The sequence below is a fragment of the Methanomassiliicoccales archaeon genome (assembly GCA_038740345.1).
Lineage (GTDB): Archaea > Thermoplasmatota > Thermoplasmata > Methanomassiliicoccales > UBA472 > JAJRAN01.
Genome location: JAVYMA010000001.1, coordinates 130505 through 151251, shown reverse-complemented (window position 1 = coordinate 151251; position 20747 = coordinate 130505). Strand labels below are relative to the sequence as shown.

The following is a 20747-nucleotide window of genomic DNA, read 5'->3' as shown; positions in this document are numbered from 1 at the left end:
GCACAATGGGACACTCCTCTGCATCCATCGAAGCGTCGAAGAAGGCATGGAGCATGGCATCACTAGTGTTCCTGGCCACGATGGCAGCTTACATCGCGAGAGTGAACATCAGTGTGGCACTTCCTTACATGAGTGAGGATTTCGGATGGGACAGGGTCCAAGAAGGTCTATATGGCGGGTTGCTGTTAGGAATATTTCTAGTTGGATATGGACTATCCAATATTTTCCTGAGTCCATTGGTAGATCGATTCGGGGCCAGGCGTAGCCTTCTCGTAGCCATAGCCACCTTCTCATTACTGACTTTCTTCATGGGGCTAGTGGGATTGATGTTTTCTTTTCTTCTCCTTGCCCGTGTGCTCCTGGGCGTGGCCCAAGGGATAGTATATCCGTCCGCAAGTAAGGCCACTCAAGCGTGGTTCCCTCAGGGAAAGAGATCCAAAGTCAATTCCCTGCATCTCAGCGCTATGCTTTGGTCTAACCTTCTCGTGCCGATAATCCTCATTCCTGTGATAGTCATGACCGATTGGCGCTACGCCTTCTTGGTGGTGGCAGGAATGTGTGCTTTGACATTAATACCGATAAATCTTTACTTGAAGGATTCTCCCAACCACTCCCAAAATGAATCTACGTCGTGCGCTGCTCACACCCCCTTGCGATTGAAAGTGATTAACGATTTGCGTGAGGCATCGCGCATCAGAGGATTATTCTCGCTATCGGGGGCAGATGCCGCTGGTAACATGGTTTGGTGGGGCATTTCCTTATGGCTGCCGAGTTATCTCAAAGCCCAAGGCATGGCCCCCTCGGAGATAATGTGGGTTGCTTCCCTGCCTTATTTTGGAGGCATTGCTGGCCTATTGATAGGCTCTTATCTAAGTGACCGGACGGGGAAGGTGCTGGTCATAACGGTCTTATTTCAGGCGGCTGGAGCTATCACTCTCCTTTTAATGGTAGGTGTGAACTCACCAATCGCGACCATGGCAGTGCTAGCATGTCTCTTCTTCTGCATCGCCCTGCTGCCACCCAACGCCTTCACCCTGTTGCAGAACGTGGCCCCTCCTGAAATAATAGGAAGCGCCACAGGGATCATGAACGGCATCGCCGTGGGCATGGGGGCCATTGGTCCAATTCTGCTAGGTACGGTGGTGGCCGCCAGTGGCTCTTTTGAGGCGGGTTTTGTTATCATGGCGGGGCTACAAGTTCTTTCATCGCTCCTGCTTCTGCGCTTCGGTGAGCTCAGCAAACAAAGGAGCTTAGAAGTAAAAATGGTGGCTGAATTAGGCACAAAATGATTTAGGTATGCTTGAATATGGGGTGCTGAGATTCATGAGATACACCATTACGGGAGACAACTTACAGTTCGCCAATATCGAAATCGGGCCTGGCGAGATGGTCTATGCAGAAGCAGGTAGCATGGCATATATGACTGGAAATATCCAGATGCAGGCTCGTGCCCGCGGGGGCATTATGAAGGGGCTAGGCAGGGCTTTGATGGGGGAGTCCTTCTTCGTCACCGAGTTCCAGGCTCAAGGAGGACCAGGAATTGTTGGCTTTGCGGGTGATGCTCCAGGAAAGATAATGGCTTTGGATCTCAGAGGAGGGAGAGTTTTCTTTTTGCAGAAATCTTCTTTCCTGGTGGCAGAGGGGGCAGTGAATTTAGACATCGCCTTCCAGAGGCGTCTGGGAGCGGCGCTGTTCGGCGGTGAGGGTTTGATAATTCAAAAAGCATGGGGGGAAGGTACTATATTCATCAGCGCATGCGGGGACCTTATAGAGAAACAGCTTGCCCCAGGAGAGCTAATGCGCGTCTCCACCGCACATGTGGTCGGCTGGGAGGCGAGTGTGCAATATGACATCGCTCCTGTTGGAGGAATAAAGACTGCACTTTTCGGAGGAGAGGGGCTGTTCCTCACCACCCTTAGAGGCCCAGGAAAAGTTATCATTCAGTCCATGACCCTGCAGAAGCTGGCCAATTCCCTCATACCATATTTGCCCAAGCCTGATAACTCGAGAGGCATAAGGATAGGGTGATTGAGTGTCTAAATTGCTTGAGGGGGCCATCTTGATAGGGGTGGTGGTCATGGCCATACTCCTGGTCATAGCCATATTCATGAACCTTGAGTTGTTCCTCACCCTCGCGATCCTGCTAGTGCTATTAGCTCTTGTCGTGGTGGTAGTGTTAGGTCTCATAGGATTGATAGCCGCAGTTCCTTTCTATCTTCTCAAGGGAGGGAGGGAGCCAGAGCCTAGGTCTTACAATATCGATGAGATAAGGCCGATTAAAGAAGAGGAAAAGAAGTAATCGACCAGCATGGGCAACGATTATCATTAATGTAGGCGCTACCTATTCCGTGGATAAAGTTCCCTTTGGCTGCCGAACTTTGGACGAGCTCTTAGAGGGCGGGATCGAATTAGGTAGCGTGACCCTAATCTATGGAGAGGCTGGGACGGGAAAGACCAATCTTTGTTTGGTGCTATCCCGAAACATCGCCTTGCAAGGTAGGAAAGTGCTTTACCTGGATACGGAAGGGATTAGCCTGGAGCGCTATCGCCAGATTTGTGGTCATGACTTCGATGAAATTCTGAAGGCGACTTTGATTTCTGAGGTTCATTCCTTCGAAGACCAAGAGAAGATGGTGGATCGAGCCGTCAAGCTGGCGGAGGTCAATCCCGATGTAGGTTTGATCGTGGTAGACTCTATTTCCATGCACTATCGCCTAACCAGTCGTGAGGAGGATAGGGTAGAGAGGAAGTCACTGACTTCGCAGAGCCTGAAGCTTTTAGGAGTGGCGCGAAAGAGGAGCATTCCCATCATACTCACGTCTCAGGTTTATACCGATGTGGAGCATGGCACCTTCGAGCCCTTGGGTGGACATTCTCTCATGCACAATGCCAAGACGCTTCTCAGATTGGAGAAGGTGTCCTTGGGAAGGAGACGTGCCACGTTGATGAAGCACCGGCATATCGAGGAGGGAAGGAGCGCTGAATTCCGCCTAGTGCAAAATGGTATCGAGTGCTAGCTGAAAGAATAGCATTGTTAGGTGAAGGCGATAAAGTCTTTTCCTTGAGGTTTTAGCTCTGCCTTCCAACAGAGAAGTCCACCAATTCCCGCAGAAACTCCTTTTCAGGCCCCGGTTTCAAGCAGCAGAGCTTCTCCTTAGCCTTTTTTGCATAATCTAGCGCCACCTCTTTCCCGTACTTAATACTGCCCAGTTCCTCGAATAGAGCGATCACATCTTTGACCTCTTCATCGGTCGCGCTTTCATTACCGAATGCCTTGAGAATGGGTGCGTACTTCTTCGCCTCTTCCTTGCTCAAGGTCTCGAAGGCATGCACTGCGATAAGGGTCCTCTTTCCGTTGCGTATGTCGCTTCCTACGGGTTTTCCCAGCGTCTTCTCATCAGCTATCAGGCCCAACACGTCATCCCAGATCTGAAAGCCTATGCCAGCCAATCTAGCATACTCATACATGTCCTGAAGTTGATCCTCAGTTCCCCCGCCGATTATCGCACCCCCCTCTGCAGCGCAGGCGAAGAGCACTGCCGTCTTCTTCTCCACCATTTCCAAGTATTCCTCTTTGGTGACATCCTGCCTTTGCTCGAAATCGATATCCATTTGCTGCCCCTCGGCGACTAAATAGACGGTCTCAGAGGTCAGCGAAAGCAGCCGTCGCAAGCGCTCACCATCCACGGGAGTGGTGGCTAAAACTTTGAAGGCGAGGGCAAATAGAGCATCTCCCGCGATGATCGCGGTAGGCTGTCCGAAGAGGGCATGCACCGCCGGTCTCCCTCTTCTAACAGGATCCTCATCCATCACGTCGTCATGCACCAAGGTGAAGTTATGTATCAGCTCTAAGGCGCAGCCGAATGGCAGTGCGTCCTTCCCTCTCCCTCCCACAGCCTCTGCCACCGCAAAAGCCATGGAGGGTCTTAGGCGCTTACCACCTGCTTCGGGATAGTGCCGTATCGCCTTTCGCAACTTCTCGTACTTCCCCACCTCCAAATACCTTAGGAGAGATTCATCCACCATCTTTGCCCTTCTCATCAATTCCCTTGAAACATCCATTCTCACATCACCTGTTCAAGCCACGCTTTAGTCTCACCTGTAAGGATGAACCTCTGCCTGCCCAGCTCTTTTACATCCTTGCTCCCAGTGAGGAACATAGCTGCCCTCAGCTCATCTTGTATGAGGCGGAGTCTCGCAATCACCTTTTCCTTGGACTCCAGAGCTTCCGATAATATGCCTCTGGCTATTCCTGCAGCACTAGCTCCGAGGGCTAACCCTTTGGCCACCTGGAGTCCATCCATCACGCCACCCGAGGCGATCACCGGAACTCCCACTCCCGCCCAGATTACTGCCACAGGCGCAGGTATCCCCCAATCATGGAAAGTATCGCCCAGCATGGCACGGCTCAAATTCCCAGCCTTGAGGGCTCGATGCTTCTCCACAGCAGAGAAGGAGGTCCCTCCCGTTCCTGCTACGTCCAAACCTCGTACTCCAACCCCTTGCAATTTTTTTGCCATTTCTCGGGAGATACCAGCACCTGTCTCTTTAACGATAATGGGCAGCTCGCGGCAAGCTGCCCTTATGGCTTCCAGACACCCTCTTGCTCGCGTATCTCCCTCAGGTTGGGCCACCTCCTGGAGGAAATTTAGATGAATGGCCATTAAATGCGCGTCTACCATCTCCATAGCCTGGAACAGGGAATCAATATCGAAGGGAGAACGACCTTTTTGGGGGATGAGCTGAGGAGCCCCAACGTTGCCGATGCGCAGAGGCAGATCATAATCCTTGAGAACTTTATAGCTGCCATCATCTCCATGCTCCAATCCTGCCCTTTGACTGCCGACTCCCATGCCTATTTGCAGCTCAGTGCAGGCGGCGGCCAAATTCTCATTGATCTTCCTTGCTCGGGGATGGCCACCAGTAATCGCCGTGATTATCAAAGGCATGCTGATATGCTTACCGAACAGCTTAGTTGATGTATCTATTTCATCAAGGTCCACTTCAGGCAAGGAGCAATGGACTAGTTTGACATCATCCCAATAGTTAAATCCAGAGGAAACATCCTCTTGCAACGTTATGTCGATATGGTCCGCCTTGCGCTTCTCTATCTGCTTCATCTCGAGCCTCCAAGCACCACTGACCCTTTAACCTTCTCCCCTTTAATAGCTGCCTCTAGCCTGCCTGGAACTCGCCCATTTATAACTAACGTCTCCAAGCCTAGATCAGCCAGACGCAGCATAAACTCTAACTTGGCATAAATCGATCCCGTGACATCGGTCACTCGAGAGGTGCGGGGGATCTTTTCCAGCGTAGAACGGTCGATAGTTTCCAGCAGCTTAGCATCGCGGTCCAATGCGGGGTCAGAGGTAAAAACTCCGTCGACATCGGCGCAAAATATGACGCGTTTTGGCCTGAACTCCTTGGCTAGAATGAACATCAGTTGATCGCCAGAGCATATACCGAAGCCGCGCTCCATATCGAGCATGACGTCGCCAAAGGTAACTGGTAAAAGGCCAAGATCATGGTAAAGCCGAAACATCTCTATGTCCATCCTCACTAGTTCGCCATTTTTCATCAGGCCCATGGCCCCGGGTGGTAAGGAAACAGCACTTACTCCAGCATTATTCAAGCAGCGCATTACCATGAGATTTAACTCGCGCACATCCATATGCACTCTCGATAGACCTTCCAGTTGCGTCCTTTCTTGATATCCTTCATGCAATCGGTGTTCCGCTGCTAATAAATGACCATATGAACCAGCTCCATGGACTAAAAACACCTCATGCGAGGCGCAGGCTATCTCCTTCGCTAGCCTTTCCATACTCCGTTGGTCGAAGCGACGGTAGGTAGCTTTATCAGTAATCACGCTGCCACCAAGCTTAACCAGAACTGCGCACACGCTTTACAGATTAATGCCAGATTATTAAAACGTTCTTCGATTCAGTCTGATCTCAACGGTAGCCCGCACTTACGGCAATAGGCGTCATCTACCCTTACCTTACTGGAGCAGCGAGGGCAGCGGATGTCTCTATCTATTTTCGTCCCGCAGCGAGAGCAAAAGATATCTCCAGGGTCCAATTCCGCTTGGCATTTGGCGCAATGAGAAGGAGGAGGCTGGATCACCACTGAGGGAGGAACTTTCTCAACGCTGTCTAAATTGCTTTGAGACCGCTTTTCATCATCCTTCGGCTCCTGTAAAATCTTGCGTGCTCTTAAAGCGTACTTCAAAGCCTCGGTATATTCTTCCGCCGCAAATGCCCGTTCCGCCTGTTCTAGACTCTCTTTAGCGGAGGTAACGTCCTTCCCTCCTCTCTCGGCCCCCTCTAGCTCATCTCTAACGGAGCATATCATGAATTTCGACTCCATAAAGTTCTTCGGCATCTTTCTTACTTCCTGGAAGGGGACCTCGCAAGATTTCTCCTCTTTATTCGTATCTCCTGGGGCCGCGATTTCCTCAACACTCTTCAATTCCATTTTAGCGGGTTGTTGCTCCTTTGCCGTTCGTAGAAGTTCTTTAGCTCTTTCCAATGCCGCTCTTGCTTCAGAATAATTATGACGGCTGAAGGCTGAATCAGCCTCCAAAAGAGCGAGATCTGCTTCTTTGGTATTTCGACCTTGGCGCTTCAGGGCGTTCGATACCGCTTTCGAGGTCACTATCTGATTATAGACACTATCAACCTGTATCTGGGCTATCTGGCGCTCTTTACTCCTCTTGCGGATGATTTTTATCTCATAGTAAGTCACAGCGCCAAGGATAACCAAAATTATCATGATGGCGTAAATGGTGGGGTCGGCCAGGACATCAGCCATGGTTTCACCAAACTGGCAAACACTAGGCGTCCCAAGTTTTAAAATGTTCGTCTCTAGGTATAATTACACGAAAACTCCGACCATCGAGTTAGATAAGGAATGCAGGATAATCAGAGGAGGGAATGAAAAGACACAAGAAGGGCTGACAGCTTTCCAAGCTTCCCGTGGGCTCGCGCACCACAGTACAACAGGGAACGCAATCGGGCTTAACTGCTGGGTTCGGATGAGACCAGGTGTTTCCCCGACGCTATGGCCGTCATACCCTTCTTATTTGCCTCGAAAGTTATTTTTGTATTTATACCTTACTTTAGAACCACCAAATATGAGTCCTATTAGAATCAGGTTAAAACAGACCGAGATCGATAAAGGGCTCTTTAATTTATCATTCGATGGTTCTTCGATGTTTCTCTCGTCTGGTATTTGCAACTATTGCTCAAGGCTTGAGTTTTACTCAGAAGAGCATAAGAAGTAAAACCGCTAGCGTCGTAGCGATAGCCATAGATGAAAGGTTGGTACCTAATTTGGATATCAAGCCCTTTCTTTCCAATGTTGCTCCGATTAAGCTATCAATATTGCAACCTATAAATCCCATGAAGATGGGGATAATTATACTGAATTCAGGCCATGTACCTGGAAAGATGACGGCCCAACCCAAGGAAGATGCTAATACCGCCCCCATAAAAGCCCAAAAAGTTCCCCAGATGCTCACCCCTCCATCTGTTCCTGCCGCTACTGGCACCCCACTGGTGATGAGAAAGGCCTTATCACTCAAAACTCCTAGCTCACTTGCTACAGTGTCTGAAGCGGCGACACTTATCGCCGTTAGATAAACGATACCTGCTTCTATCGAACGGCTTGCATCTAGCCTCCAAGATATGATCGCGATTAGCGCTGGTACAAGGCCATTTGCCAGGACGTTCTTCCATGTTCTCTCGCCCTTCCTGCCCTCTTGCACCCCACGTTCGATCTTCATATTCAGCCTGAATTTTGTTACCACAAAGCCAGCTAATGTGAAGGCTATCAGAAGAATAAGCCAATTTACTGAACCGAACACTCCTATCACTACGCCTACGAAGAAAGAGGCGGCTCCGCCGCTTTTCGTGAGAAGGCCAAAGCGATAAGAGAGCACGCTAAGCAGTAGGCAAATCGATAGCACTAGAGCCATATCTATCAGGAGGCTCATTGTCGAGGATGAATCTGTCATTCATTATAATCTTGGCGGTTTTTCATGCCTTTCGTTATCCTGTTTCGCTCTTCGATTCCTTACTCTTTTCACAATACTTCAAGAATGGGAGGGGCTTTCTGCTAAAGACGTTTTTTATCTCGTTCTTAATACCTCGGACCTTCTCTAGGTCACCATCCCAATCGGAAAGGGCGGTTTCATAGGATTTCTCTAAATCCTCGAGCAATTTCTGCATACGTCTTGGAATGTTACCAGCTTTCTTCCCATGTAACACAACCGCTAAAAATATGTGCTTGCCCTTTTCAACTAATATTTTCTTCTCGCCGAAATCGAGCCTCTGGAGATGGGTGGAGCTCTCATCCTTGAAGGAGTCCTTAACAAATGATTGGATGGCAATCAGCATAGAGCTCAAGATATGATCATCCATCCCCGGCTTCAACCGGCGTGTCTGATGCGCTATAAGTCGACCATCATGATATATAATGAATACTTCGTCCACCGCCACCGCTGCGCGAGCGAATAAATACCCTAAGGTGATGAGCAACGCTGCCAAGACCATTCCCAGTAATAATATATTGGATGATCCTGGAGGCTCACGTACCAGAAGAGCGAATTCCTGTGTAGTCTTTTCATTGTTGGCATTATCCTTCACCACTATCTTGTAGACTATTCTAGTGGCATTCGTCTGAGCTTCGATTATAGCGGTGAAGAGATTGGGTGATTGGCTTGGCGTCATGGGTACGCTCAGCTCAGGGCCATCGCCGATGCGGTAGACTAGCATGACAGATTGAATACCGCTCCCTGCATCAGTGATTAGGGCTGCGATATGTATCGCTGAGCCGACAGTCGCGTTCATCCCATCCTGCACCATCACCACGTGGGGGGGAATCCTATCTACGACGATGTAGACATACGCAGGGGAAGACTCCATATCATCATCGTCTTTGACTAGAAGCGATACCCGATAGCTGCCGTCTGCGGAGAAGGTGTGAGATATTAATTGATTATAGATGTAAGAGGTCCCCTCTCCATCACCGAAATCCCAGCGATAGCGGAGGCTGTTAATGTCATTGGGTGTGTCACTAGAGGAGCTTGCATTAAACCATACCATTCCCGGTATGGAAGAATCATTTCGCCATGTGAATCGAGCTACGGGGCGAACATTAATTATCTTCACCTGATATGTTTGCGAGTAAACTACCGTCCCATCAGAATCAGTTACTAATGCTCTTGCGATATATATTCCAGATCGTGTGTAGCGGTGAGAACTCATGTTAGCCAGAGGTGGGTCAGAGGATACGAAAACCCCCGTTCCCTCGAAATCCCAGCTGTATCGGATAATGGGGTCATGCCCTGGGGTAGCGGTGATTTGGAACCAGACTTGATCATATTCGTAATATGAAGTTAATCGATCCTGGGTCCCGAAAGAGATTATAATGGGGGAAGTATCTTGGACATAGATTTTAACTGTGGTTGAATTAACATCCAAATCTGCCTCTTGAACTGTTAAGGTGATGTTGTACCATCCTTGAGAGGCGTATTTTTTTGTCATCTGGCTCATTTCATATCCGCCCGCGGAATAGGTACCATCGCCAAAAGACCAATTCACATATACGATTTGATTATAGCTCTGAATCGAGCTATTAAGATATACGGGAATGCCTTCGATTAGATTTTTAGGGATGTATAAAGACAATCTTGGCAGAACCCTAACAACCTCAATGGTGAGTTCGACCACATCCTCGTTGCCATCGCTATCTCGCACTTTGTGGATAAGATGGAAGATCCCGCCCATGTTATAAGTGTGTGTGACGTTCTTTATGCCCTCCACAATGGTCCCATCCCCGAAGTCCCAGAACCAATAGACTATGGGATCCCATTGTGTTAGGGAGCGGTCCTTGAATACCGTGGCAATACCTTCAATCACATCTCCTACTTCTACTAAGGCTATTGGCTTGGTATCCTGTACCGAGAAAGTTCGATTGACATAACCTAAAGTGCCATCTGAATCTATTACCGTAAGATTGACCCAACATTGACCATCCTTGAAGGCTCGGGTTATGTTCTGCCCATAAAATATCGTGCCGTCATCGAATCTCCATATCCATTTTGAAATTGGGTCGAACGTATTGGCGGTGGCGTTCAGGAATACATATTGTCCCTCAATGATTTCTAAGGGCTCGATGGTGAAAGAAGGAGCTGGAATAACCTCAAGCACCAATAGTTTTCTTTGTGCCTTGCCAATACTGCCATCGCTATCCATAATAGTCAGACTAACAATGAATTCACCAGAGCAGGTGAAGACGTGTGTAATCTCTTTTCCATAGCCATAGGAACCATCACCAAAGTCCCAGTGCCAGGCCACTATGGGGTCTACAGGGGTATAGGATGAGTCGTGGAAATGAACCACGGTCCCCTCGAATATCTCATCCGGAAAGTAAGTGAAATCAGTGTCGAGGTCAGCCTCACTAATTATGATGTTTTTGGATAACGAGGCAATGCTTCCGTCGTAATCACGTACCGTTAGCCTTATTGTATATGTTCCTGAGTCTGGGAAAATATAGGTGATTGCTTTCCCAAACAGCGTTTCATGATTGATATCCCACGTCCAATTGACAAGCGGATCCCATGAAATACTATTGCAGTAGAAGGTGACGGGAATACCCTCATCTGGAAGAATCGGCTCCCAATCGAACAAAGGAATAGGTGAAGTATCAGTGACGCTAATGAAGAGCACGGCAAACCCTATTGAGCCATCCCCATCGCGTACAGTCAGGCCTACAGAATATGTACCATTTCTTTGGTAGATATGCTGAATTGTCCTACCGTAGCCAAGAGTACCGTCACCGAAGTTCCAGGTCCAATTTGAGATGGGGTCATAGCTTTCCGAAGTGTCTGTAAAGGTTATGGTAGTACCTTCAGGCGCATTATCGGGCGAGAAAATGAAGGAGACCTTTGGGGAGGTGTCAAGAACTTGGATGGAAATTCTCGATGAGTTGCTGGAACCATCCGAGTCAAAAACGGTCAAAGTTACGATGTAATTTCCATTTTGAATGAATGTATGAACTGCCTCAGGGCCGTAAGCCACCCCTCCATCACCGAAATTCCATGTATAGTTGATAATTGGATCATACCCTGCAATGGAAGTGGAAGTGAATGCGACGCTACCGCCCTCTAATAGACTGGTGCGATTCGCAACGAAGGTCACATGGGGATTAGTATCAGAAACAACAATCGTTCTGCGGTAAATTGGACTGATGGATCCATCCGCATCTCTCACGACCAAAGATACCTCATAGGTGCCCTGAGATTGAAAAACATGTATTGGATTTTTAACATATGCGAAAGTGGAATCTCCAAAGCTCCAGGTCCAATTAGTAATATTATCAGGATAGGATGAAGACTTGTCCATGAAGACGACAGCCTCACCTTCAAAGGGACTAATTGGAGTAAAGTCGAATGATGCGACCGGACTGTTGTCCAAGATGTTTAAAGTAATGTTGCTGTAAGCGCTCAATCCTGAGCGATCCGTAACTTTTAATGATACGAACTTCGAGCCATCTTTCATAAAGGCGTAGGTGAAATATTTTCCATATCTTATCATACCACTTTCCAGACTCCAGGTATAGTTGAGCAAGGCCAAATCAGAGAATGAATCAGAGGACCCGTTTGCGTTAAACGTTATGATGGCGCCCTCCCGCTCGAGATAAGATGAAGCTGAGGCGACTGCCAAAGGTCTCAGATTCTTTTGTAGCCAAAAGCTGAGACAAAAGCTGTTGGGTGACGAAGCCATCAGATCCATTCGGTCATCATCATTAAGGTCGCAAGCAATTAAATTAGAGGGGTTAGAACCAGTCGTGAAAAAGAAAAATTTGTCGAAGGAAGAAGATCCAGTCCTAAGTAAAACAATTGCTTCTGGCGAATCTAACAGACCGACAGCTATGTCATCAAGACCATCATCGTTCAGGTCTTCTGAGGTTATACTGGATCCTGCTCCTTTAAGCAAGATCGTTGCATTTGCCTCCGTGAACACATAATAATTATCGAAACCGATAGCTTGTTGTAAATAAACAAGAATTTTTCCAGATTCTGTAAGAATAGCGATATCATCTCTTACGCTTCCCCCAAAGTCACCAACGGCCAACCCAGAGAACTTCTCGCCTGTGCGGGCAAGCATCGCTCTAGGCATCAAGTCATAGTATTGACCTGGCGAACCAGTAGAGTTGCGTATATAAATTTCAACCCTATTCGAAAGCTGATTAATTATACCGAGGTCTGCTTTTATCCCATCTCCGTTGAAATCCCCGATTGTAACCCATGTTCTTTGTCCTGCAATTCCAGTACCCAATTCCTCAGTAACCATTGGATTGAAGTATTGTCCATTTTCAGAATTGAACAAGATTGTGGAGCCTAGAGAATGTGTTATTACAATATCATCAAATCCGTCACCGCGTACGCTTAATTTGGCGATTTCTTTCCCACCAACTATTCCAAGGCTTAGATTGGCGGTGGGATAGGAGGAGTTGAAGATATCTCCACCGCGGTATATGCTCACAGACCCCGAAACAGAATTCAAAATCGCAAGATCATCATCCTCATCAAGGTCGAATCTTCCCCAACATAATGAGATTGGCCCCTCTTGGGTTGGAAGTATCTTAGTCTTTCCCCCTTTTAAATCGTAAATCATAATCTGGTTGCTGGAAGAAAGGACCGTAGCGACAATTACATCACCTTTTTGTGTCTTACCAACATCTAAATCACCAGGTCCATTTGGAGTTGTGAAAGCGTTTAAATCCGCATTACCGACTCCTTCTGGTCTGCTAAGGAAAAATGTAATCGTCGAAGGTTGATTGTTTTCACCTTGACACAATACAAGAATCCCTTCAGGACTGCCAGTAGAACGATCTATAACCGTTTTTATAGGATTGACATCCAAGGGAATCTTTGCGCTAGGAACATTGCTAAAAGTACGGGCAGGACTCTGACAGTATAGGCTCGCATGTCTAGCAGTTCGGCTGAGGGCGATGACATCTGTCATCGAATCGTTTGCTAGATCCCCTATTGCGAGAGAAGACAACCCAATTGAAGTCTGGATTATCGAATGTGGATTTGAATTGAAACCGCTGCCATTATTTTCGAAAATCACGATCTGGGAGTATCCACCAATCTCAGCCGAGTTGGCGAAGACCAGATCATTGCGGCCATTTCCGAGAATATCGCCCAAAATAATATCTGCCGCTCTCGTCTCCAAAAAATTGATTGGCATCAGATAAGTGCTCCAATCAGACTTCCATGCATCTGGCTGATACATTATAAAAACATTTGCCCCTCCTTTATTCGCCACGACAATGTCATCCCTATTATCGCCATTGATGTCTCCAACAGTAAGGAACTCACTCCGTGAGAATGAGCTTATGCTTCCTATGGGATGAGTTCTACGATCATAAAAAGAAAAAGGATATTTCCAGATATCGACAAAATCATCATATTTCGCGTTGGGATCTCCTCTGCATACTACAGCAAGGCAGTTATCATCATTGGAAAAGACACCAATTACAATTTCAAAAGGCTCCAATGAAGTGGGAAGAGTTTTAGCTATGGCGAAGGAAGTAGATTGGTCTAAAATCGCAATCTTCCCTTCATAACTTTCATTATAGCTAACAGCTATGTCATTCAATCCATCTTTCCCAAGTAGATCACCAAGGACGATGCTTCTAACATCCGAAAACGATGGATTGGTTATTCTCCTCGGTGTATTATCAAAAGAACCTTGACTTGTTCGATTATATATGCAAATGCTCCTCGTGTAATTACTAATCGTCACCAAGTCCGCAAGCCCATCATTATTCATATCTCCTAAGGCAAAATCCTTGGTCCATGGGTCTAGTTTCATCACAAAGGAATAGTTCCCGAAAACCGCTTCCTGTTGGAAAATAGTTTGGGCAGAATATTGGAAAGGTGTCTCGACTGAAAAAGAACATGGTTTAGGCAATTCACCTATTATTGTTGATGAAATTAATGCTGATGAAGGAATGACGATGGATGAGGATAGGAACATAGCTACAGCTAACGCTACGATGCCCCATCTCACCAACCAACCCATGGGTCCCATCCCTGATAGTATTGAATTTATTTCCTGCGATATAAAACTTGGCCATATGCCAGACGTTGTTCAGTGCTTTGCTCTTATTTTTTCTACTAGTAATATGAACATTCTTTAAAAACTAAATTAACCAAATTAAATTAGAAAAACCTATCCAGAGAATCAAATCTGATAGTCGGATGGATTGCCGTTTATATTTGTTCTATCATGAAATCATGAGAACAGATGACTATTGGTGGAACGGAATTCAAGATCACGAAATTAACTTTCGATGATGACGTTCGTCGAATTCTTTCATTGACCACCAATACTGCGCTGTGCGTCAAGAGCATTTCAAATGCCCTCGATATACCTATAACAAAATGCTATCGCCTTGTTAGGCAAATGGAGAAACGCGGAATGCTTAAGAAATTTGAAAGCGCGGATAACGATGTGGCTATTTATCAATCAAACCTTCGCACCATTAATTTTAAAATCGAATCGGATAAATTATGTATAAATGTTGAATTCAATGATGGTGGCAAGAGAGTTTTTGAATTTTCACCGCGCACCCCAAACCAAAGCAACCTGACTACAGTAGGTGCTATCTAATGCACGCTATCTAAAACCCTGACACTTCCTCAAGAATAAGATAGAGCCTTTCAGCCAAGGATTTTGCTGATTCTTTATCCTTTAAGGGCTGAAGAGTCATCCTTCCATTTGTGTAGAATGTGATTTGTAGGTCATCTTTATTCGCCAATAGCATTACATCCCTCATCTCGATCTCGAAATCTCTCTCCCTTAAAATGTTGGCTGCACGCTCTAAATCATACCTTTTAACTTGCTGAGGAACCACTGAAAACCCCTTCGCTTGGCATAATTGAACCACTTTGAACTTCATTTACTGAGCTCCTCCAACAACGATCTTACACTTCTCTTGAAGCACTCCAGGGTGGATTCATTCACTAGCATAATATCTGCCAGAGCGATTAAGCTCCCGATTCCCCAGGATAGCTCCCTTTTGTCTCTTTCCTCGAATTCTTCAAAATTATTTGGTGCGTCTGCTCTTCCGCGCCTTTGCAATCTCTCGAACCTAGGTTTAGGAGAAGTATGGATTGCCACTACCTTTACAGCATCCTTAAAAGCTTCCTTGAACACAGATAGCTCATCAAGGCCTCGGCTACCATCAATTATGGTCTTCTCATGGTGTATGTGTGGTATGGTTCTTTTGGCCCAGATATCATACCCATATTTCAAGCGCTCGGAATGTGCGAAACCACCTATATTCTTGTCATTATTTATCACACCAAGGCGTTTCGCTTCTTCCCTCACTACGTCTCCCATCCTTACGACATCGTAGCCCATCGATATTCCGACCTGCACAAACTCTTCCTTTCCTGAACCGGGCATCCCGGTGAGAACTATTATCCGCATTTTTGATCAATTCATGCAATTCATTCATATGAATAGATTTTGCGCGAAAAACCAAGAAGCAGTTCATACTAGCTTTTAATCAAGTTATAAAATTATGTTGCAATATCTAGAAAAGCAATTAGAGAGGAATGATGTCTGGCTATTTTTGATATGGAACTGACTTTTAGTGATCATCTTTTTGGGTTTTTAATCGATTTGGTCCAGTGAACGGATATCAAATCTGAGAGGCTTTCCCAAAAGAATTAAAATGGGAGATGCGTATCCGATTTGATATCGGACGCTGATAATGCCAGGTCTGTCAGAGGGGATGTCCAAGTGCAGCAGACTAAATCAGTAGAAGGGATTCTCGATGAGATAATCCAGCAAGAGTTCGTTTCCGATCCTGGTATCTATTCCGTCTCTATCGTCTCTAAGACTGGTTTGATGATAGCTGGACGTTCTGCCTCACCATCTAAGCCAGAGACCTTCTCAGCAATGGCCGCGATAATGTATTCATCCGCAGAAGCCACTCGCACAGACGCTCTGAAGGACAAATTGGAATACATTCTTGGCATTTTCCGCAATAGCAAGCTTGTCATTTGTGAAGTAAGCTCATCACTTCTGATCGTGGTCACTGCAGACCGTAATATTGAGACAGAAAAAATCTTAGAAAATATGAATAAAGTAATAACAAGGACGAAACAGGAATTGGTCTGGCTTCGCTGAATCGTTACCCGTGATAGCGATCTCGCCCTTACACTCAGTTTTCAAAAGGATTTTTTTGGATGGTCTAAAATCCTTCATGGTCATTAGCCAGATTTTTAAATTATAAATGTTTTTAATGCAGCAAATAAAGAATAGGCGTTAATCAACATCAAACAGAACTCCTATTAGTAATGAGGTTCATATGCTCAAATCAATTGTTCCCCGATATCCTCCAGAATCCTATCACAGTATATGCATCTGAGCAAGGGAGGATTCTTTGACTCAACGGTGAACTCAGGCTCAACTGGTTCTTTAAGATTCGTTATACAGCTGGGATTGCCGCAACGGACTATACCCTTTACCACACTGGGCAAGGAGACTTTAAATTTCTCTGCGACATTAAAATCTCTAATAATATTGATGGTCGCATTTGGAGAAATCAAAGCTATCTTATCCACTTCTTTTGGGTCCAGTTCCCTGTCCTCTACCTTCACTACATCCTTGAATCCAACCTTTGAGGAAGGGACGTGCATCAGTACACTAACAGGTGAATGGACATTATTACCAGAAACACCGATTATTCTTAAGACCTTCAAGGCCATGCCGCAATCGATGTGGTCTATCACTGTCCCATTCCTTATCGGCGTTACCTTGAACTCCTTCATTCAAGCTCACCTCCGAGAACGAGCAGTAATAACGCCATCCTTACAGGTACACCATTGAATGCTTGTACGAAATAGCGCGCGTGCGCAGTCCCATCAACTTCAGGAGCAATCTCATCCACTCGAGGCAGAGGATGCATAACGATAAGATCTTTCTTGGCCTCACGTAGAAGGTCGTTATCTATTCGATAATACCCCGCTACCTTTTGGTATTCAGTCGGATCTGGAAACCTCTCCTTTTGTATGCGAGTGACATACAATACATCAAGATCTTTAATCACATCCTCTAATTTTGAGGTCAGCTTGGGCTTTCCACCGAGTCTTTCTACCTGACGTACAGTCTCACGCGGCATTTGGAGATTTGCCGGAGCGACGAAAGTGACCTCCGCTCCAAACATCGTCAATGCTTCTGCCAGGGAATGAACTGTGCGGCCATATTTTAGATCACCCACTAAGGCTACCTTGACACCTTCAATGCGGTTGAACTCCCTCCTTATCGTGAAGAGATCTAAAAGGGTCTGGGTGGGATGCTGACCCGCGCCGTCTCCAGCGTTAATGACAGGTTTCGAGGAGAAGTGAGCAGCCAATCTGGCTGACCCTTCATATGGATGTCTCAAGACAATGACATCAGAATAGGATTCCACCATTCGGATGGTATCTGCTAGGGTCTCACCCTTGGCGACAGATAACATTGAGGGATGAGCCATTTCCATCGTGCGCCCCCCCAAACGGGACATGGCCGTAGTAAAGGACATATGCGTACGTGTGGACGGCTCGAAAAAGAGGTTGGCCAAAATACGCCCCTCGAGCACCTTCGTGAAAGACTCACCTTTTGCGTATGGTATCATTTTTTCCGCTAGGTCAAGTATTCTATCCATCTCAGCTCTAGTAAGGTCTCGGATGGACACTATGTCCTTTCCCTTGAAATTCATGGTGCTCTCTTGTGAATCACACGGGGCACTAAAATACTTATTCAAGCTACCTTTGCTGGACTATCTGGTCCTAGCTTCTTCTAGAAATTTTTTCAAAACGTCTTGCATGCGTGAATACCAATCGTTAACGCATTTTTCCAATTTCTCCTTTAAGTCCTTCTTGCTAATGGCCTTATAAATATGATAATAGCCGCCCTTTTCCATGCTCTTCGTTTCTCTATACACCATTCCACAAGTCATCAGCTTCTGGAGTGATCTGTATACTGTGCTTCGGTCTCGTCCTATAATAACGGCTAGCTCGTCCGCTCGCATAGGCCCCGATTCCACTAAGGCATAATAGACGAGGACCTCAAACTCTCCCAAATTATAGGCGCATTGTATGAGATCCTGACAAGTGGTGATGTCTGAAACACGCTCGGGAAGCATCTCATAACCTCCGGGCATTCAGGTCTTCTTCTACGAAAGGCTTATAAGAAAGTTGGTTATATATAGTTGTCGCACAACCGTGCAAAACCGGTGGTGATGCGAAAATGCAAAAAGATGCAAGTTTGGATGCGAGAGGATTAATGTGCCCTATGCCCATCGTTAAATTGGCCAAAAAAATCAAGGAACTTCAAATAGGCCAGGTCTTAGAATTGATCGCTGATGACCCTGGGGCAAAAGAGGACGTTCCTGCCTGGTGCCAAAGGACTCAAAATGAGCTCCTGGAAACAAAACAAGAGGGCAAGATATTTTATTTCTATATCAAAAGGAAGGTTTGAAAATAAATGCGCACCAGATATTTGAATCAGGTCAAATCTCTGAGGTTGAGCAAGGAGTCTTTTATCTTCATGAAAAATGAGATGGTAATGAGAATGATTCGAATGATGGATCATATGTTTGAGAGGGCTCGATGTATAATCAATCCATGGAATTTATGCGCTAAGAGATTTGGCCAGCTTCATTTAGGAATGTTTAATGGGTCATGGATTGTAACGTCGATAGAAAATAGGAAGTTATGATTTGAGGTGAAAGGTATGACAGATGTCAAGAAAATCGCTATTGTAGTTTCTGAAGGAACATTTGACAAAGGTATGATGGCTATGATGATAGCCAACACCGCTACAAGCATGGGCATGGAAGTTCATGTCTTCGGTACTTTCTTCGGTTTGAATCTTTTAAAGAAGGGATATCGCCCCAAAGCCCCTGGCTTATTCCGTTTGTTCACAGGCATGTTCAGGAAGAAAATGAAAGCTGTGGGCGTTGAGGATTATCCGGAGCAGGTTAAGATGGCTATGGATTTAGGCGTCAATCTATATGCTTGCGGAACCAGCATGGGGGTAATGAACGTGAAAGAAGAGGATCTGTATCCAGGGGTGAAGATTTTAGGGGCAGCTGGGTTCCTGAACATCGCAGCAGATTCTGATATGCAATTTTTCATCGGGTGATACTATCATGCCCTCCATCCTCTTCATCATGTTAAAGTCTCCCCATGAGAACGTGAACTTGGATTTGGTGAATAAACTTGGTCAAGATTCCAAGAAGGGTGCCTTGCTCATTGAGGACGCAGTATATTATGCTGTGAATGAAAAGGAAAGGAAGAATCTAGAAGAGCGCGTTGACGAAGTCTTCGTAATTAAGGACGACTTGGCTGCTCGAGGATTCAGGGGTAAGGCAGGAGGGAGATTCAAGGAGATTGATTACCAAGAAGCTGTGGATTTAATCATGGAAAAGTACGAACGCACGATAACCATTTGAGGTGCTGATATGGCTAAGACCATGGTAATACAACTAAGGACGGGAAGCATGATGAGCATGGACTCCAACGTAGCCATTAAGTTGGCAAGGGCGGCACTGGAGAAGGGCTACAACGTGCGCATGTTCGGCTACGGGGAAGGAGTGACGGTTATAAAGGACGGACAAGACCCTAAAAGATTCCCAAATGTGGGTAAAGAGATAAAGGAGCTCGTCGAACAAAAGGGATTGGTCGTAACGGTATGCGAGACATGCTGTGCTGCCAGAGGAATACACCGCGGTGAGGAAATAAAGGGCACCAAGATCGGTTCTTTGACTAATGATTTTAGCAAGTTTATAAGCGAGGGTGACAGACTCGTGACTATCGCCAGGTGATGTTATGGCTGACAGCATACTATTCATCATGACGAAGCCTCCCTACGGTTTTGAGGAATTCTTCGCGGGCGCAAGAGCTTCTTTGGCCATGTTGGCCAGCGGGCTGATAGGAAGGTCCACCCTATTGTTGGTGGGTGATGGCACATTGAATGCAGTAGCCTCCCAGGATGCACAGGCCATAGGTATGCCTTCAAACGTCGAGGCCATAAACGACCTAGCCGATTTCGAAGGAGAGGTCTATTGCGTGGCTGAAGACCTAGAATCCCGCCTAGGCAGCGTTCCCATAGTCGAAGGAGTAAAAATGATATCTTGGGATAGAGCCAGGCAATTGGTTGATGAACATCAAGTGGTTACAACTTTCTAGGAGTCTTAAAACCTATAATTTTTATCAGCATTGGATTTTAATTTAGTTGCTTGGCTCTCAGCGATATTAGTTCGCTCTCTTCTTCTCTCCTTTGACGACCAGAATTCCAAAAAAAGCATGGAATGTATTGATTTCACATCCCGCCCCTAGGGTTGTGTGAAAACAAAAAATTTATTTTATGCAATAATTACGGAGAATCAGGAGGTGAGGAGAATGGACAACCTGAATGCCGAAAAGAAAAGCGCAGGTGAATTGAGCGCGACAAGCCAGGAAGAGAGAAGCGAGAGAAAGGGCATAAGGGCATTCTTTAAATCTCTGAGGAAGAGGAGCTCCGCAAAAGGAAGTAAGTAGCTCTATTCTTCCTGAGAAAATATCGAGCGCATGGGCCTCCTGACTTTTACAGAAGGCCCATCCGCTTTGATATTTTACGCCCATTTTAATGTCTATCCCATACTCCAATGCTCACACTCCAAAATCTATAATA

The 20747-nt window shown here is 46.2% G+C and carries 23 protein-coding genes and 1 rRNA gene; 12 read left to right on the top strand and 12 right to left on the bottom strand.

Translation table 11 applies throughout. From position 1 onward, the window contains the following. The first annotated feature begins 5 nt into the window (after window positions 1-5). The 4 genes from QW520_00725 to radB are packed head-to-tail and all read left to right on the top strand — an operon-like array spanning window position 6 to window position 3017. Window positions 6-1289, top strand: coding sequence for an MFS transporter (locus QW520_00725; GenBank protein ID MEM0448335.1), 1284 nt, complete (start codon window positions 6-8; stop codon window positions 1287-1289). Window positions 1290-1323: 34 nt separating this feature from the next. After that, window positions 1324-2028 (top strand): TIGR00266 family protein, encoded by a 705-nt coding sequence (locus QW520_00720; GenBank protein ID MEM0448334.1) that lies wholly within the window; start codon window positions 1324-1326, stop codon window positions 2026-2028. Between the two features lie 4 nt (window positions 2029-2032). Continuing rightward, a complete protein-coding gene (locus tag QW520_00715; protein MEM0448333.1) occupies window positions 2033-2299 on the top strand; it encodes a hypothetical protein in 267 nt (88 codons plus the stop codon). Between the two features lie 49 nt (window positions 2300-2348). Continuing rightward, a complete protein-coding gene (radB, locus tag QW520_00710; GenBank protein ID MEM0448332.1) occupies window positions 2349-3017 on the top strand; it encodes a DNA repair and recombination protein RadB in 669 nt (222 codons plus the stop codon). A 52-nt stretch (window positions 3018-3069) separates the two neighbouring features. On the opposite strand, the gene QW520_00705 is transcribed toward radB, so the two are convergent. The 7 genes from QW520_00705 to QW520_00675 all read right to left on the bottom strand — a co-directional run bounded on the left by QW520_00705 (window position 3070) and on the right by QW520_00675 (window position 14108). Then, on the bottom strand, window positions 3070-4062 hold the full coding sequence (locus tag QW520_00705) for a polyprenyl synthetase family protein (protein MEM0448331.1): 993 nt from the start codon (window positions 4060-4062) through the stop codon (window positions 3070-3072). A 2-nt stretch (window positions 4063-4064) separates the two neighbouring features. Beyond that, on the bottom strand, window positions 4065-5120 hold the full coding sequence (fni, locus tag QW520_00700) for a type 2 isopentenyl-diphosphate Delta-isomerase (protein ID MEM0448330.1): 1056 nt from the start codon (window positions 5118-5120) through the stop codon (window positions 4065-4067). Continuing rightward, a complete protein-coding gene (locus tag QW520_00695) occupies window positions 5117-5902 on the bottom strand; it encodes an isopentenyl phosphate kinase (protein ID MEM0448329.1) in 786 nt (261 codons plus the stop codon). Before QW520_00695 ends, fni begins: the two co-directional genes overlap by 4 nt. 41 nt (window positions 5903-5943) lie before the next feature. Then, window positions 5944-6813: a zinc-ribbon domain-containing protein gene (locus QW520_00690; protein ID MEM0448328.1), complete on the bottom strand. Its 870-nt coding sequence runs from the start codon at window positions 6811-6813 to the stop codon at window positions 5944-5946. A gap of 140 nt (window positions 6814-6953) precedes the next feature. Then, window positions 6954-7074 (bottom strand): 5S ribosomal RNA (rrf, locus tag QW520_00685). A gap of 190 nt (window positions 7075-7264) precedes the next feature. Next, complete coding sequence (locus tag QW520_00680) at window positions 7265-7996, bottom strand: DUF92 domain-containing protein (protein MEM0448327.1); 732 nt, start codon at window positions 7994-7996, stop codon at window positions 7265-7267. 55 nt (window positions 7997-8051) lie between these two features. Continuing rightward, window positions 8052-14108, bottom strand: coding sequence for a PKD domain-containing protein (locus tag QW520_00675; protein ID MEM0448326.1), 6057 nt, complete (start codon window positions 14106-14108; stop codon window positions 8052-8054). Between the two features lie 216 nt (window positions 14109-14324). Here QW520_00675 and QW520_00670 point away from each other — a divergent pair, with 216 nt between their 5' ends. Further along, window positions 14325-14690, top strand: coding sequence for a hypothetical protein (locus QW520_00670; GenBank protein MEM0448325.1), 366 nt, complete (start codon window positions 14325-14327; stop codon window positions 14688-14690). 10 nt (window positions 14691-14700) lie between these two features. On the opposite strand, the gene QW520_00665 is transcribed toward QW520_00670, so the two are convergent. Next, a complete protein-coding gene (locus QW520_00665; GenBank protein ID MEM0448324.1) occupies window positions 14701-14979 on the bottom strand; it encodes a hypothetical protein in 279 nt (92 codons plus the stop codon). Continuing rightward, window positions 14976-15512 carry an AAA family ATPase gene (locus QW520_00660; GenBank protein ID MEM0448323.1) on the bottom strand — a complete coding sequence of 179 codons (537 nt, stop codon included), beginning with the start codon at window positions 15510-15512 and terminating at the stop codon, window positions 14976-14978. Before QW520_00660 ends, QW520_00665 begins: the two co-directional genes overlap by 4 nt. A gap of 267 nt (window positions 15513-15779) precedes the next feature. On the opposite strand from QW520_00660, the gene QW520_00655 reads away from it, so the two are divergent. Then, the gene (locus tag QW520_00655; protein MEM0448322.1) at window positions 15780-16217 is read left to right on the top strand and encodes a roadblock/LC7 domain-containing protein; all 438 of its coding nucleotides are present in this window, start codon (window positions 15780-15782) and stop codon (window positions 16215-16217) included. Window positions 16218-16402: 185 nt separating this feature from the next. Here QW520_00655 and pyrI read toward each other — a convergent pair whose 3' ends face one another. From pyrI to QW520_00640, 3 genes are read right to left on the bottom strand one after another with little or no spacing between them, the layout of a single operon-like run. Next, window positions 16403-16861 (bottom strand): aspartate carbamoyltransferase regulatory subunit, encoded by a 459-nt coding sequence (gene pyrI / locus QW520_00650; protein ID MEM0448321.1) that lies wholly within the window; start codon window positions 16859-16861, stop codon window positions 16403-16405. Further along, entirely contained in the window at window positions 16858-17790 is a 933-nt protein-coding gene (gene pyrB / locus QW520_00645) for an aspartate carbamoyltransferase (GenBank protein MEM0448320.1), read from the bottom strand. The genes pyrI and pyrB overlap by 4 nt, the downstream gene beginning before the upstream one ends. Before the next feature lie 60 nt (window positions 17791-17850). Further along, window positions 17851-18234 (bottom strand): helix-turn-helix domain-containing protein, encoded by a 384-nt coding sequence (locus QW520_00640; GenBank protein MEM0448319.1) that lies wholly within the window; start codon window positions 18232-18234, stop codon window positions 17851-17853. Window positions 18235-18320: 86 nt separating this feature from the next. Here QW520_00640 and QW520_00635 point away from each other — a divergent pair, with 86 nt between their 5' ends. From QW520_00635 to QW520_00610, 6 genes are all read left to right on the top strand, one after another. Continuing rightward, window positions 18321-18551, top strand: a complete 231-nt coding sequence (locus QW520_00635; GenBank protein MEM0448318.1) for a sulfurtransferase TusA family protein — start codon at window positions 18321-18323, stop codon at window positions 18549-18551. Window positions 18552-18806: 255 nt separating this feature from the next. Then, entirely contained in the window at window positions 18807-19217 is a 411-nt protein-coding gene (locus tag QW520_00630) for a DsrE/DsrF/DrsH-like family protein (protein MEM0448317.1), read from the top strand. Between the two features lie 7 nt (window positions 19218-19224). Further along, entirely contained in the window at window positions 19225-19527 is a 303-nt protein-coding gene (gene tusB / locus QW520_00625; protein MEM0448316.1) for a sulfurtransferase complex subunit TusB, read from the top strand. A gap of 9 nt (window positions 19528-19536) precedes the next feature. After that, a complete protein-coding gene (locus tag QW520_00620) occupies window positions 19537-19899 on the top strand; it encodes a DsrE family protein (GenBank protein MEM0448315.1) in 363 nt (120 codons plus the stop codon). 4 nt (window positions 19900-19903) lie between these two features. Then, the gene (locus tag QW520_00615; GenBank protein MEM0448314.1) at window positions 19904-20263 is read left to right on the top strand and encodes a DsrE family protein; all 360 of its coding nucleotides are present in this window, start codon (window positions 19904-19906) and stop codon (window positions 20261-20263) included. Between the two features lie 213 nt (window positions 20264-20476). Continuing rightward, the gene (locus QW520_00610; GenBank protein ID MEM0448313.1) at window positions 20477-20614 is read left to right on the top strand and encodes a hypothetical protein; all 138 of its coding nucleotides are present in this window, start codon (window positions 20477-20479) and stop codon (window positions 20612-20614) included. Window positions 20615-20747: the final 133 nt, after the last annotated feature.

Bases quoted from the DNA above. Each gene is read 5' to 3' on its own strand.
- QW520_00635 (MEM0448318.1), top strand. From the start codon at position 18,321: ATGCAAAAAGATGCAAGTTTGGATGCGAGAGGATTAATGTGCCCTATG.
- tusB (MEM0448316.1), top strand. From the start codon at position 19,225: ATGCCCTCCATCCTCTTCATCATGTTAAAGTCTCCCCATGAGAACGTG.
- pyrB (MEM0448320.1), bottom strand. From the start codon at position 17,790: ATGAATTTCAAGGGAAAGGACATAGTGTCCATCCGAGACCTTACTAGA.
- QW520_00610 (MEM0448313.1), top strand. From the start codon at position 20,477: ATGGACAACCTGAATGCCGAAAAGAAAAGCGCAGGTGAATTGAGCGCG.
- QW520_00705 (MEM0448331.1), bottom strand. From the start codon at position 4,062: ATGGATGTTTCAAGGGAATTGATGAGAAGGGCAAAGATGGTGGATGAA.
- pyrI (MEM0448321.1), bottom strand. From the start codon at position 16,861: ATGAAGGAGTTCAAGGTAACGCCGATAAGGAATGGGACAGTGATAGAC.
- QW520_00690 (MEM0448328.1), bottom strand. From the start codon at position 6,813: ATGGCTGATGTCCTGGCCGACCCCACCATTTACGCCATCATGATAATT.
- QW520_00660 (MEM0448323.1), bottom strand. From the start codon at position 15,512: ATGCGGATAATAGTTCTCACCGGGATGCCCGGTTCAGGAAAGGAAGAG.
- QW520_00615 (MEM0448314.1), top strand. From the start codon at position 19,904: ATGGCTGACAGCATACTATTCATCATGACGAAGCCTCCCTACGGTTTT.
- QW520_00675 (MEM0448326.1), bottom strand. From the start codon at position 14,108: ATGGGACCCATGGGTTGGTTGGTGAGATGGGGCATCGTAGCGTTAGCT.
- QW520_00620 (MEM0448315.1), top strand. From the start codon at position 19,537: ATGGCTAAGACCATGGTAATACAACTAAGGACGGGAAGCATGATGAGC.
- QW520_00670 (MEM0448325.1), top strand. From the start codon at position 14,325: ATGACTATTGGTGGAACGGAATTCAAGATCACGAAATTAACTTTCGAT.
- QW520_00665 (MEM0448324.1), bottom strand. From the start codon at position 14,979: ATGAAGTTCAAAGTGGTTCAATTATGCCAAGCGAAGGGGTTTTCAGTG.
- QW520_00680 (MEM0448327.1), bottom strand. From the start codon at position 7,996: ATGAGCCTCCTGATAGATATGGCTCTAGTGCTATCGATTTGCCTACTG.
- QW520_00640 (MEM0448319.1), bottom strand. From the start codon at position 18,234: ATGCCCGGAGGTTATGAGATGCTTCCCGAGCGTGTTTCAGACATCACC.
- QW520_00720 (MEM0448334.1), top strand. From the start codon at position 1,324: ATGAGATACACCATTACGGGAGACAACTTACAGTTCGCCAATATCGAA.
- QW520_00725 (MEM0448335.1), top strand. From the start codon at position 6: ATGGGACACTCCTCTGCATCCATCGAAGCGTCGAAGAAGGCATGGAGC.
- fni (MEM0448330.1), bottom strand. From the start codon at position 5,120: ATGAAGCAGATAGAGAAGCGCAAGGCGGACCATATCGACATAACGTTG.
- QW520_00630 (MEM0448317.1), top strand. From the start codon at position 18,807: ATGACAGATGTCAAGAAAATCGCTATTGTAGTTTCTGAAGGAACATTT.